Genomic DNA, 12,526 nt, shown 5'->3' with positions numbered 1-12,526 from the left:
GGCCCGACCTCGCCGTACGGCGTACCCCAACGGCACGAAGCACGAAGCCCGACGCCCCCCTCGCCCGACGCTCAGCCGCCGAAAACCCCGCTCACTCCGGCCTCACCACGTGCACCTCGGTCAACTGCGTCAACCCACACACCTTCAGCAAATACTCGTTCATCGGCGCAATGTGCACCTCGATCTGCTCCGCATGCAGGAACAGCGCCGCCAAGGCGGCGCTGTCCAGGTAATCCACCCCGGTCAGATCCACCACCAACCGCGCATCCGGGCGGACCGCAGCGGCCAGCTGCGTGCGGAACCCGTCGGCGTTACTGAGGTCGATCTCGCCGACCGCGGTGAGCCTCCACCGGCCCTCGGCCGTGCGTCCGGTGCTGATCTCCAGCGGCGTGGTCATGAACTGATCCTCGTTGCCATTTCGACGGTGGTGCCGGCGGCACCCGATTGAACCGTGACTTCGCTCATCAGCGCACGGATGAGGTTGAGGCCGTGACCGCGGCCGACACCGCGGTCGGCGGGCTCGTCCCGCCAGGTGCCGGTGTCGACGACGGTCACGTACAGGCGATCTCCGGCGGCCCGGGCGTCCAGCCGGATCCGGCCGGCGGTGCGGCGATGACCGTGCTCGATCGCGTTGGCGCAGGCCTCCCCGGCCGCGACCAGCACGGCCTGGGCGCGTACTCCCACGACTCCGGCGCGGCCGAGCCAGCGGCGCAGGGTGCCGCGCACGCCGGCGAGCTCGCCCGGGTCGGCCTCGAACGTCAGGCCCAGCGGCGCCGGATGTTGATACAGCAGGAGCGCGACGTCGTCCTCGTACGCGCCCATCTGCTCCAGCACCCGGTCCGCCAGCTCCTCGATCGGCAGCGACGCGTGGTCACGCAGGACCGCGGCCACCTGGTCGATCCCGGCGTCGATCGAGGCGCGACGACGCTCCACCAGCCCGTCGGTATACAGCAGCACGTTCGTCCGGGCGTCCAGGAAGAACTCCGCGTCGGTGCGCGTGCAGGTCCGGTACAGGCCCAGCGGCGTCCCGCGACCCTCCTCGAGCAGCTCGGTGCGACCGTCCGGATGACAGACGATGCCCGGCGGGTGACCGGCGCTGCTGTAGACGAGCCGGCCGCTGGCCGGGTCGACGATGCCGCAGAACGCGGTCGTGCAGGCCGCGCCGGGCAGCATCGCGGCGAACCGGTCGAGCGCGCTCAGCACGGCCGCGGGTCCGGCCGCCTCGAGCAGCAGGGCCCGGCCGGCGCTGCGGAGCTGGCCCATCACCGTCGCCGCGGACAGCCCCCGGCCGACGCAGTCGCCGACCATGATGCCGATCCGTCCGTCGGGCAGCTCGACCGCGTCGTACCAGTCGCCACCGACCTCCAGCGGCCGGCCGGCCGGCTGGTAGCGGACCGCGAAGCCGTCGGGCAGCACGGCCGGCCCGAGGATCGATCGCTGCAGCGTGACCGCGACGTTCCGCTCCTGGTCGAACGCGTAGGCCCGGTGCAGCGCCTGCGCCAGCGACCCGCACAGCAGCAACAGCAGCGTCTGGTCCTCGGTCCCGAACCCGCGGCCCGGGCCGAGGTCCAGCCGGATCCCGACCGGCCCGCTGGGCCCGTCGATCTTCGTCCGTACGACGTTCCCCTCGACGCTGATCGACGACGGCAACCCGTCCGGACCGGAACCGTCGACGACGGCGGACGCGCGCCACTGACGGCCGAGCTGCTCGACGCCGGCCTCCAGCACCTCGGGAACCGTCCGGGCGACGGCCAGCCGGGCGTTGATCGCGTTGAGCGCGGTGTCGCGCTGGGCCGCGTACCGCTCGGCGGTGACGTCCCGGATCGTGCCGACGGTCATCCGGCGGCCCTGGTCGTCGTCGACCGAGCTGATCGACACCGCGGCCCACAGCCGGTGCCCCGACCGGTTCTGCAGCGGCACGACCATGTCGCCGTTGGGCCCGTCCAGGACCCGCTGGAACGCCTCCATCACCAGCGCGTGCGCGGACGGATCGGCCTCCGGGTCCGGCCACCACGGCTGCGGCGCCGGGTACGGCAGCCCGTCCGCCGGGTAGCCGAGGATCTCGGTGAACGCCGCGTTGATCTCGACGACCGACCCCTCGGCGTCGGTGACGAAGAAGCCTTCCTGCAACGACTGGATCAGCGCGGTCCGCCACTGGGCGTGGTGGTTGCGCAGCCGGGCCAGATCGACGTTCGTCCGCACCCGAGCCAGTAATTCCTGAGCCGCGAACGGCTTGACCAGGTAGTCGTCGGCGCCCGCGGAGAGCCCCTCGACCGCGGCCTCCTGACCGGCCCGGGCCGACAGCAGGACGATCGGGATGCCGGCCGTGCGGGGATCGTTGCGCAACGCGTTGACCAGGGCCAACCCGTCGAGACCGGGCATCATCACGTCGCTGACGACCAGGTCGGGGGTGGTCGCCCGGGCCGCGGCCAGCGCGGCCACGCCGTCGTTCACCGCGGTGACGTCGTAGCGGCTGCTCAGCAGGCGCTGAACGTAGTCGCGCATGTCGGCGTTGTCGTCGGCGACCAGGATCCGGGCCGCGGGGGCGTCGGCCGAGACGGTGACGACCGGGGCGTCGCCCAGGCTCGACCCCGGCAACCAGCGCAGCGCCTCGAGGACGAACGGCTCGGCGCCCTCGGTCGGGTGGTCGGTCTCGGTCGACCGGGCGATCTGGTCGGCGGGCAGGTGCGCGGTGCCGAAGAACAGCCGGATCGTGAACGTGGTGCCGACGCCCGGCTCGCTCTCGGCCTCGATCGACCCGCCGTGCAGAGCGACCAGCTCCTGCACCAGCGCCAGGCCGATGCCGCTGCCCTCGTTGGAGCGGGCCCGGGCGGTCGGGATGCGGTGGAAGCGCTCGAACAGCCGCGGGATCTCCGACGCGGGCACGCCGATCCCGGTGTCGGTGATCTTCACCAGCGCGGACTTCGCGTCCTGCCCGACCGACACCCCGATCGTGCCGTCGAACGAGAACTTCAGCGCGTTGCTCAGCAGGTTGAGGACGACCTTCTCCCACATGCCCCGGTCGACGTGGACGGGCTGGTCGAGCGGCGGGCAGTCGACGTCGAGCACCAGCCCGGCCCGCTCGATCGCGGCCCGGAAGACGCTGGCGAGCTCGGCCGTGAACCGGGACAGGTCGACCGGCTCGTAGCGGGCCTCCATCCGGCCGGCCTCGATCCGGGAGAAGTCCAGCAGCGTGTTGACCAGCCGGGTCAGCCGCAGGCTGTTGCGGTGGATCATCTCCAGGTCGTCGTGCGACCGCTGGTCGTCGCTCGGCAGCCGGTTGCGCAGCTCGTGCACCGGGCCGGCGATCAGCGTCAGCGGCGTGCGGAACTCGTGGCTGATGTTGGAGAAGAACGCGGTCTTGGCCCGGTCGAGCTCGGCCAGTTCCTCGGCCCGCTGCTGCTGGGCCTGGTAGCTGCGCGCGCTGGCCAGACCGGCGGCGATGTGCGTCGCGGTCAGCTCGATGAAACCGCGGTAGGCGTCGTCGAACGGGCGGTAGCGGTTGAGGCCGGCGACCAGGAAACCGTGCGGGGCGTCGCCCTGCTGCAGGAGCGGCACCAGCAGCGCCTGGGTGGGTGGTGCCGGCCAGTCGCCGGTCGGCAGATCGGGGCCGTCCAGTTCGACGAGCACCGACTCCTGACGCGCCAGGGCGGCCGCGGGCCAGGTCTCGCCCGGCCCGTCGAGCCGGAGCAGCGGATGCCCGGGCTCGATGCCGGACGTGGCCGCCAGCTCGGCCCGGCCGTCGTCGGTGAACAGGTAGATCGCGCTGAACGGCAGGTCGCGCAGGTTGCCGCGGAGCTGCTGGCTGGAGAACGTCAGCGTCTCGTGCTGGGTGCGAATGACGCTCGGGTCGGAGCCCAGGTCGCGCAGCGTGGCCATCCGCCGGGCGCCGATGACACGCTCGGTGTCTTCGCTGACCACGCACAGCATGCCGACCGTCGTCCCGGCATCGTCGCGGAGCGGGCTGTAGGAGAACGTGTGGTACGTCTCCTCGCTGAAGCCGGACCGCTCCAGGAACAGCAGCAGGGCCTCGTCCCAGGTCGCCCGGCCGGTGGTGAGGACGGTCTCGATCCGCGGCCCGATGTCGCCCCAGATCTCCGCCCACACCTCGTGGGCCGGGCGGCCCAGCGCCCACGGGTACTTCCGGCCGAGTGTGTCCCGCCGGTAGGCGTCGTTGCAGAAGAACGTCAGCTCCGGGCCCCAGGCCATCCACATCGGAAAGCGGGACGGGAGCAGGATGCTGACCGCGGTGCGCAGGCTCTGCGGCCAGCTTTCCGGGGGCCCGAGAGGCGTCGCCGACCAGTCCACCGCCGCGAGGTCGGCACCGACCACCTCATCGAGGCGGAAGAGTCCGTCGGTCATGGTTCGGCAGTCCCCTCAGCGATCGACGAACGGGCCTCACGCTACCGCGCGGAGGCGGAAATTTCAGAGCCAGCGCGGCGGGCTCGTACCCCATCCGACCGGCCCCGACACCCAATCATGGGGCTGCGCGTCGAGGCGGAAGGGCGGCACGGCGTGGCGGATCGTGCCGTAGGGGCTGGGCAGGTCCGCGAGCCAGGGGCCGGGGTCGGGCGTCCGGCCGCCCGAGGCCGGGCGGGGCCGGGACAGCAGCCAGGACGCCGTCCGGGCCAGGGAGGCGGCGATCGCGCTGCCTCCGCCACCCGAGGCTCGTCGGGTCAGGGCCTCGAGAATCGCGGCCGCGAGGAGGTAACCGGTGGCGTGGTCGAGGGCCTGGGCCGGTAGTACGCCCGGATCGTCGGCCGAGCCGGTGACCACCGCGACGCCGGTCGCGACCTGGACCAGGCTGTCGAAGCCCCGGCGGCCGCGCCAGGGCCCGGAGTCGCCCCAGGCGGTGAGGCTCGCGACGACGAGATCGGGGTGGGTGGCGCGGACGGTTCCGGCGTCCAGGCCCAGGGCGTGCATCGCGTCGGACCGGTAGCCGGTGACCAGCACGTCGGCGTCGGCCAGGAGCGTGTCGAACCGGGCGCGGTCGGCCCGGTCGGTGAGGTCGAGCAGCGTCGAGCGTTTGCCGAGGCCGGTGTCGAGGTGCTGGGGGACGAGCTCGGGCAGGCCGGGCGGGTCGACGCGGAGGACGTCGGCACCCAGGTAGGCCAGGGTGCGGGTGGCCACCGGGCCGGCGATCACCCTGGTCAGGTCGAGCACCCGCAGCCCGGCCGCGGGTCCGGCGCCCGGCTCGGGCAACACCCGCAGCGGGCGGCGCGCCTCGCCCGAGTCGGTCACCCGCACGAGGGGCTCCCCGGCCACGGCTCGGCCCGCGTCCGAGGCTGCCCACTCGTCGGGCGTCCGCATGGCTACGGCGAGAGCGCCGGCGGTCGTGGCGTCCGCCTCGAAGGAGAGGGAGGACCGGGTGGCGAGGCGGCCGGCGACGGCGGCGCGGTCGGCGCCGGGCCGGAGCCCGAGCACGGCGAGGAGCCGCTCCGCGTGATGCGGGTAGTTCGCGTGCGTGCGGACCCATCCGTCCCGCGTGCGGAAGAACCCGGACAACGGCGCGAAGCTCTCGAACGCCTCGCCGTCGCGGCGCAGGTGGCGCTCGCTGGTGAACGCGGTCGCGACCGCGGCGCGGTCGACGGTGACCCCGGCCCGCGGCCCGCCGCGGGCCGCGAGCAGGTCTCGCGGCCGTCGCGGCCGCGGTCACGCTCGTGACCGCGAGGTCGGTCACCGGCAGCAGTGACGGCAGCGTCTGTTCCGGTCCGGTGATCCGCGGCTCCATCATGCGGACGCTACGCGCCTCCGAGGTGGTACTGGTCGACGAGAGCGTCGGCGCGGGCCCGCACGGCGGGCAGCACGTCGAGCCTCTCCCCGGGACACGCGGTGGTGCTCGTGGCCTGGTGCGGCACGATCGCCGGCACCCGGACCGCGGTGCGCTGCCGGTAGCGGGTGGACGGTCCGACGTCGAGCGTCTGGGTCGCCCGCGGGTCGGTCCCGCTGGTGCCGAGCTTGTACGCCGCGAAGCGGGCCAGGGCCTCGCGGGCGGCGGCCGACACCGGCGTGTGGTCGTAGTCGCCGATCAGCGCGACGCCCGCGGTGCCGGTGTTGAAGCCCCCGGCGTGCATGCCGATCGTGGGCCGGTCGAGCCCACCGGCCCGGCCCTCCCAGATCCGGCCGTACTTGTCGATCAGCGCGTTGTAGCCGATATCGCCGTAACGCTCGGTGACCGACATGTAGTAGTAGATCGACCGCAGGATGCGCGGGACGTCGTCGGCGTCGTAGTTGTTGGTGGTTGCGGTGTGGTGCACGACGACCGCGCGGACCCGCGGCGCGTAGCGCGGCGTCGTCCGGAGGTAGGCCGGGCTGGCGCCCCAGGCGGCGCGGCCGAAGATCCGGACGACGCCGTTGCCGAGGCTGGCCGGTTGCCTGGCCATCTTCGGGAAGAGGGCGGTCGTCGTGCCCGGGTTGATCAGGTCGGCCGTCACGTCGGTCGGCAGTCGGTTGTTCGGGCTGGTCAGGACGGTTTCGACGGCGGTCGCGTCGCCGGTCCAGATCAGTCCCGGTCCGGCGCGCCCGGCGCGCTTCGCGCGGCCGTGGAACTCGGTGGTCGTCCACTTCGACCAGTGATTCTTTTTCTTGACGCGCACCTTGATGTGGACGTCGGTGAGCTGCGGATCGTGGCGCCAGCTGACGCCGACGGCGGCGAAGTCTACGTTCTCGGATGTGGCGTGGAGTTGGGTGGTGCCGTGAAGGGAGAGGGTCGTGGAGGTGGTGTCTTTTTGGGTGGTTGGTGTTGTGGCGGCTGTGGCTCGGCCGGGCGCGGAGGCGCCGGCGGCGAGGGCTGCCGTGGCTGGGCCGGGCGCGAGAGCGCCTCCGGCGAGCGCGGCCGTGGCCGCGATGACTCCGGCCAGTGTTTTCCGGTGATGTCGCATGACCTCATGCCCCGCGTTCGAGATCGGGAGTGGGCGTCGGCAAAGGCGCCCTGACCCTTCCGTCGGCACCCGGAACTGCGATCTGAGCGGCGCTGACAGTTTTCGTAAGCACCGTTGACGAAGCTCTGATGTGGCCGCGTGAAACGATGGACAGATGCCGATAATCGACCTGAGTCACCGGATTTCCGCGGGCCTGATCACGTATCCGGGCCTGCCCGCGCCCACGATCACGCCGTACCTGACTCGCGAGGAGTCGAGGTCGCGTTATGCGCCCGGCACCGAGTTCGCGATGGACGTGATCACGATGATCGGCAACACCGGGACGTACCTCGATTCACCGTTCCACCGCTACGCGGACGGCGCCGATCTGGCCGGGTTGGACCTGTCGACGCTGGTAGATCTGCGTACCGAGGTTTTCCGGTGTACCGACCGTGGTATCCGAGCGTCGGTCTTCGCCGACCGTGACATACGTGGCGCTGCGGTACTCCTGGATACCGGCTGGAGCCGCCATTTCGGGTTGCCGTCATATGGTTCGGGCGCGCCATTCCTGAGCGCGGACGGTGCGCAATTCCTCGTGGACGCCGGCGCGGTTCTCGTCGGAATCGACTCGGTGAACATCGACGACGTGGAGTCCGGAGGGGAGCGTCCGGCGCACAGCATTCTGCTGGGGGCCGGAGTACATGTCGTGGAGCACCTGACCAACCTCGGGTCGGTGCCGGAGTCGGGGGCGTTCTTCTCCGCGGCGCCGCCGGCGGTGGAGGGATTCGGCACGTTTCCGGTCCGCGCTTACGCGCGGGTCTGACGGTTGTCGCCGGGGGACCGGCGCCCGGCGGACGCCTGGTAGGCCGCCGCCGCAGGGCTTCCTCGCGAGGGTTCGCAGTGATCGCACTGGGCCGACCGGACAGCTGGCACATCCAGCGGCTCACACCTCGTCGGCGTCCAGTTCTTCCAGGCGCTCTGGTTCGCGCCCCTCGAACACGACGAGCACGCCTTCCGAGGACGGAGCACCCTCAGCGAACCGCAGCACCCACTGCTGGCCGGCGTAGAACGTGATCTCCGGCGAAGCCAGATCCTCGGCCTCGATGAGCGTCTCGGCGGCCAGCCGCCGCGCCGCGGCCACATATCGATCGACGTCGAGCAGAACGTCTCCGAGCAGGAGGAGATCGACGTCGGCGAGGTCCTGCCCGCTCTCCAACAGGATGCTGAACCACTCCTCGGTGAGGAAGCGCCACAGCACGATGTCCTCGGGGCCGTCCTCCGGCTCCACCAGGAACCGCAGGGCCTCTACCACCGAGCCGTCGATGCCTTGGCGAGCCTCGGCCCGGCGGGGGTCCGCGTCGAGGGCGTCGATCGCCTCCCGGGAGGGGAAACTGAGCAGGTGCGCCTCCATTGCGCCGTCGGGCGACTTCTCCCGCCGCTCGACCAGCGCGCCATGACTAGGGAGCAGACCCAGCACGAGGTCCTCGTACCGTGTCAGGCTGTTCGCCTGCTCGGTCGGAACGCGAATGAATGCCACCATCGTCACGCCGGACATGATTCGACTCTATCCGTCGGAGTTCGGCACAGCCCATGGGCGAATGGCGCCGCAACCGAAGGTGACGTGCCGGTTCCGCGGGACGGTGGAGTAGCCGACCTGTTCCCGGAAGCGCGGTAGCGCGACGCTGCCCGCCCTGGTCGAACCGCGGTTCTGAATTCAGCAGGCGACGGGCACGTTTTCCGTGTTACCGCAGCGCACGACGTCCTCGCAGGACGTTTCTCTTGCAGTGAGTGCCCCCGGCAGGATTCGAACCTGCGCCCCCGCCTCCGGAGGGCGGTGCTCTATCCCCTGAGCTACGGGGGCTCAGGAACGGCTCAACCTTAGCAGCCGTCCCGAGCGGGTTGTGCATCGGCCGTCAGCCGCTGGCGGTCGTGCCGTTGCTGCAGGGGGCGCCGGGTTCGATGGAGGCCGTCATGCGGTATTTGTTCAAGAATTGGTCGATGCGCTCGTCGTCGGCGGAGTCGACTTTGAGCTGGTAGCCCCAGGCTTGCAGGGAGATCGGCTGATCGAGCGTGGGGTAGGGGCTGAGCATCGTGTACTCGCGGCCGGTGACCTTGCTCTTGAGGGACTCGAGCTGGTCGGCCGGCAGGTCGGGACGGTAGGTGATCCACACCGCGCCGTGTTCGAGGCTGTGGACGGCATGGGCGTCGCCGATCGGGTTCGCGTAGACGTCGCCCTCGCAGTTCTGCCAGGTGGCGTCGTGGTTGCCGCCGACCGGGGGACGGACCGAGTACGTCGGGGTCACGGAGACGTGCTGGCGGGTGAGGATGTCGGGGCGGGTCGTGCGGTAGTCGACGACGCCGTCGATGGTGGCGTTGGCGTTGGTGGTGTCGCTGTCGACGGAGGTCTCGTTGCTGAACAGCAGCAGGGCGGCGGTGACGGCGCCGCCACAGAGCAGGAGCACGACGACGATGCCGATGACGATCCCGGCGATGAGCTTGCCGTGGGTGCGGGGTGGGGCGGGCTGGGGGTAGCCCGTCGGGTAGTAGCTGGGGGTGTTGGCCGCTGGGAAGCCCGGGGGTGGGGTGGGGCTCCCGCCGAAGGCGGCTTGGGGGGTGGCGTAGCCGGGGGTTCCAGGTGGTGGGGGGAACCCCGGGCCGGGGAAGCCGCTTGTTGGGCCGCTGGGGGCGGAGTACCCGGCCGTCAGTCCAGGGGAGTACTCGGACGCCGGGCCGCCGGGAGCGGGGTATCCGGAGGCCGGGCCGCCGGGGGTGGGGTACCCGGCCACCGGGCCGCCCGGGGTGGAGTATCCGGCCGCGGGGTCGCCTGTTGGGGAGTGGTGCGGCGGCGGGATTTCTGGTGGGAAGTATCCAGGCGCTGGGCCGGCCGGGGCGGAGGATCCAGGTGTCTGGCCTCCTGGAGCCGTGAATCCGAGCGGTGGGCTGCCGGGCGGTGGGCTGCCGAGTGGCTGGCTGGCGGGCGGCTGGTCGCCCGGCGGGGCGAAGCCGGTGACCGATGGCTGGGTCGTGCGCGGAGGGAACGGCCCGGCGGGTGGGAAGCTCGGGCTCTCGTCGTCGGGTTCGTCAGCTGAGCCCGAGGTCGAGAGGAAGGCGGGCGGCGCCGGAAGCTCTGGGCTGCTCGTATCCGCTGGGCTGCTGCCGCCGGCCGCGTTGTCGCTGACCGCGTCCTCGTCTGCGGTTTCTGTGCCCGCGACGCCATCGGTAGGCACGCTCCGGCCGGCGGCGCTCGTTCCCGGGTCGCTCTCGGCCGCGGTAGTCCGGTCAGGTGTGCCCTCGCCGACGGCTCGCTCGGGGGACGCTGCGCTCACGGGCGCTGGGCTCTCGCCTGCGGCGTCGGGGGACGCTGCGCCGCTGTTGGTGGGTTCGCTGTCGCTTTCGGGGCCCGGGTCTGTCGGCTCGTCGTGGGTGGGGCTCGCGGGGGCCGGCCGATCGGCTCCATCCGGCACAGGGATCGGCGGCCGTGGAGGGGCGACGTCCGGGTCTGGGGTCGACCCGGAGGCTGGTGGCGGTGGGTCGGCGGTCATTTTTGGCCGGTCAGCCTCTTCTGTTCCTGTTGCAGCGCCTCGATCTCGGACTGCTGCGAATCCTTGATCTGATGGGCCAGGTACAGCACCTGGTCGTCCTTGGCTTGGTTCAGCGCCGCGTCGGCCATGTGGATACCGCCCAGGTGGTGCGCGATCATCAGCTTGATGAACAGCAGGTCGCGGGCGGTGCCGGTCGACGTCTGGAGCTGTTCGAGCTGGGCGTCGGTGGCCATGCCGGGCATGCGGCCGTCGACGATGAGGGCTCGGCCTCCGTCGGGCATCCAGGCCATCTGGGGTTGGGTGCTGGTGGGGTTGAGGTCCCAGTTCCGTAGCCAGGCGATCATGATGCCGATCTGAGCCTGCTGGGTGAGCGTGATGTCGACGGCGATCTGGCGTAGGGGGGCGTCGTCGGTGACTCGGTACTCCAGGGACGCCATCGTGACGGCCTGGGCGTGGTGGGTCATCATGTCGCGGGTGAAGCCGGCGTCGGCTGAGTCGTCGGCCGGGCGGTGCGGGGTGCCTACCCAGACGCCGATTCCGAAGCCCACCGCCAGGACCAGGATCGCGGCCATGACGGCTCGGAAGATGCGCGTCTTCCGGCCGGCTCGCCGCCGCGGCACCTCCGCCGACTCGAGATCCTCCGCCTCCGGTCCGCGATCCGCCTCGTCCGTCGGCCCGCGGTCCGACGGATCTGGGACGTCGTCGTCCGCATCGTGGAGGAGCGCGGTGCGCTCCTCCACGTCCGGATCGTCGTTCGTCTCGGGCTCAGCCGACTCGGCCTCGGCGTCGTCCGCGGCGCCGAGTTCGTCCAGCCGACGCCTCGCGTCGGCGAAACCCCGTCGCTGCGCCACTGCTCTCCCTCTGGACGGTCAGCTGCCGCCGGTCTGCATGTCGGCGTCGCCCTGTTCCTGCGGCGTCGTACCGGTCACCGTAACGCCGTTCGAGCAGACGGCCCCGGACTCCACGCTGGCGTTGAGCCGGAACTGGTTGATGAACTGGTCGATCCGCTTGTCGCTCGCGTTGTCGACCTTGAGCTGGAAGCCCCAGGCCTGCAGCGAGATCGGCTTGTCGAGCCCGGGGTACGGGCTCATCAGCATGTAGTCCTTGCCCTTGACCTTCTTGGCCAGCTCCTCGACCTGCGCGGCGGGCAGGTTCGGGTTGTACGTGACCCAGACCGCGCCGTGTTCGAGGCTGTGCACGGCATGCTCGTTCGGGATCTGCTTGGCGTAGACGTCGCCGTTGCAGTTCTCCCAGGTGCCGTTGTGGTTGCCGCCGACCGGCGGGCTGGTCTGGTACTTCACGGTGCCGGTGACGTGGTTGCGGGTGAGCCACTTCACGTCCTTGGCGCGGTAGTTCACCATGCCGTCGATCTGCTGTGAGCGGCGCTCGCCGAAGGGCTTGCTGGCGTCCCAGGAGTACCAGACGCCGTAGCCGATGATGCTGAGCGCGACGATCGCGACGATGCCGCCCAGCACGATGTTTCCCCAAGGCAGGCCGGCCTTGACGACCTTGACCGGCTGGCGGCCGCGTCCGCCGCCTCCGCCCTTGCCGCCGCCGGTGCCCTTGGCCGGGCCGCGGCCGGTCGGGCCCTTGCCGCCGCCGGAGCCGCTGCGTGCGGGGCCGGTCTTGGCTCCGGTCGTCTTCGAGGCCCCGGTCTTCGCCGGAGCAGCCTTGTCGGCCGTGGCCTTCTCGGAGGCGACGGCGGATTCGAGCTTGTCGGCGGCCTTGGCCGCGGCGGCCTTCGCGGTGGTGGCCTTGGCCGCGGCCGACTTCGCCGCGGCCCGCGGCGCCGCCTTCGCCCCGGTCGCCTTGGCGCCGGCCGCCTTCGCGCCGGCCGCCTTTGCGCCGGTGGCGCGCGTACCGGTGGTCCGGGCGCCGGTGGTGCGGGCCGCGCCGGTGCCGGCCCCGGCAGTGCCGGTGGCCTTCGCCCGGGTGGTGCGGGCGCCGGTGGTCTTCGCCGCGGTGGTCTTCGCGCCGGTCGCTTTGGTGCCCGCCGCCTTCGCCGGCGCCGAGCCCTCTGCCGCCGCGCCTGCGTCTGCTGCCGGCGCCGCGCCCGCAGATGCGTCCGCCGGCACTGCGTCCGCCGGCACTGCGTCCGCCGGCACTGCGTCCGCCGGCACTGCG

9 protein-coding genes and 1 tRNA gene are annotated in these 12,526 nt (G+C 71.8%); 1 reads left to right on the top strand and 9 read right to left on the bottom strand.

Translation table 11 applies throughout. The features are described 5' to 3' along the window. Positions 1 to 91 precede the first annotated feature (91 nt). The 4 genes from FL583_RS32580 to FL583_RS32565 all read right to left on the bottom strand — a co-directional run bounded on the left by FL583_RS32580 (position 92) and on the right by FL583_RS32565 (position 6,596). Positions 92 to 397, bottom strand: a complete 306-nt coding sequence (locus FL583_RS32580; RefSeq protein WP_142708724.1) for an STAS domain-containing protein — start codon at positions 395 to 397, stop codon at positions 92 to 94. Next, complete coding sequence (locus FL583_RS32575; RefSeq protein ID WP_142708723.1) at positions 394 to 4,362, bottom strand: SpoIIE family protein phosphatase; 3,969 nt, start codon at positions 4,360 to 4,362, stop codon at positions 394 to 396. Before FL583_RS32575 ends, FL583_RS32580 begins: the two co-directional genes overlap by 4 nt. 63 nt (positions 4,363 to 4,425) lie before the next feature. Next, complete coding sequence (locus FL583_RS32570; RefSeq protein WP_205752674.1) at positions 4,426 to 5,505, bottom strand: CoA transferase; 1,080 nt, start codon at positions 5,503 to 5,505, stop codon at positions 4,426 to 4,428. Positions 5,506 to 5,741: 236 nt separating this feature from the next. Beyond that, positions 5,742 to 6,596, bottom strand: a complete 855-nt coding sequence (locus FL583_RS32565; protein ID WP_170323983.1) for an N-acetylmuramoyl-L-alanine amidase — start codon at positions 6,594 to 6,596, stop codon at positions 5,742 to 5,744. Between the two features lie 439 nt (positions 6,597 to 7,035). On the opposite strand from FL583_RS32565, the gene FL583_RS32560 reads away from it, so the two are divergent. Then, positions 7,036 to 7,683, top strand: a complete 648-nt coding sequence (locus tag FL583_RS32560) for a cyclase family protein (protein ID WP_142708720.1) — start codon at positions 7,036 to 7,038, stop codon at positions 7,681 to 7,683. A gap of 120 nt (positions 7,684 to 7,803) precedes the next feature. On the opposite strand, the gene FL583_RS32555 is transcribed toward FL583_RS32560, so the two are convergent. From FL583_RS32555 to FL583_RS41225, 5 genes are all read right to left on the bottom strand, one after another. Continuing rightward, entirely contained in the window at positions 7,804 to 8,415 is a 612-nt protein-coding gene (locus tag FL583_RS32555; protein WP_142708719.1) for a hypothetical protein, read from the bottom strand. Between the two features lie 234 nt (positions 8,416 to 8,649). Next, positions 8,650 to 8,721, bottom strand: a tRNA-Arg gene (locus FL583_RS32550). 52 nt (positions 8,722 to 8,773) lie between these two features. Beyond that, positions 8,774 to 9,646 (bottom strand): DUF3105 domain-containing protein, encoded by an 873-nt coding sequence (locus tag FL583_RS32545; protein WP_205752673.1) that lies wholly within the window; start codon positions 9,644 to 9,646, stop codon positions 8,774 to 8,776. 752 nt (positions 9,647 to 10,398) lie between these two features. Then, on the bottom strand, positions 10,399 to 11,253 hold the full coding sequence (locus FL583_RS32540; RefSeq protein ID WP_142708718.1) for a DUF305 domain-containing protein: 855 nt from the start codon (positions 11,251 to 11,253) through the stop codon (positions 10,399 to 10,401). Positions 11,254 to 11,271: 18 nt separating this feature from the next. Further along, a partial coding sequence (locus FL583_RS41225; RefSeq protein ID WP_205752672.1) for a DUF3105 domain-containing protein occupies positions 11,272 to 12,526 on the bottom strand: 1,255 nt, incomplete at its 5' end.

This window comes from Cryptosporangium phraense (genome assembly GCF_006912135.1).
GTDB classification, from domain to species: domain Bacteria; phylum Actinomycetota; class Actinomycetes; order Mycobacteriales; family Cryptosporangiaceae; genus Cryptosporangium; species Cryptosporangium phraense.
This window is presented reverse-complemented; position numbering and strand designations above follow the sequence as displayed.